Below are 425 nucleotides of genomic sequence, written 5' to 3' on the forward strand. Positions count from 1 at the left end.
CTCGGTGAGGAAATCCTGCGCGTCGATCACGTCTGCCGCGGCTTCAACAAGACGCAGGGCGAACTGCTCGTGCTCGACGATGCGAACCTGTCGCTGCGCGAAGGCGAGATCGTCGGGCTGCTCGGCCGTTCGGGCTCGGGCAAGTCCACGCTGCTGCGGATCATCGCCGGGCTGATCGAACCGACCGGCGGTGAAGTGACCTACCTCGGCAAGCCGCTGACCGGCCCGGCGGAAGGTGTCGCGATGGTGTTCCAGACCTTCGCGCTGTTTCCGTGGCTGACGGTGCTGCAGAACGTGGAAGCCGGGCTGGAAGCGCTCGGCGTCGGCGCACGCGAGCGGCGCGAACGCGCGCTCGCCGCGATCGACCTGATCGGCCTCGACGGCTTCGAGAACGCGTATCCGCGCGAGTTGTCGGGCGGCATGCG

At 68.2% G+C, this 425-nt stretch carries 1 protein-coding gene; it reads left to right on the top strand.

What is annotated here, in order from left to right; all coding sequences use genetic code 11:
- Nucleotides 1-425: ABC transporter ATP-binding protein (locus ACV22W_RS33625; protein WP_448023842.1), on the top strand; the 425-nt coding region annotated here is incomplete at both ends.

This window comes from Burkholderia sp. AW49-1 (assembly GCF_053427845.1).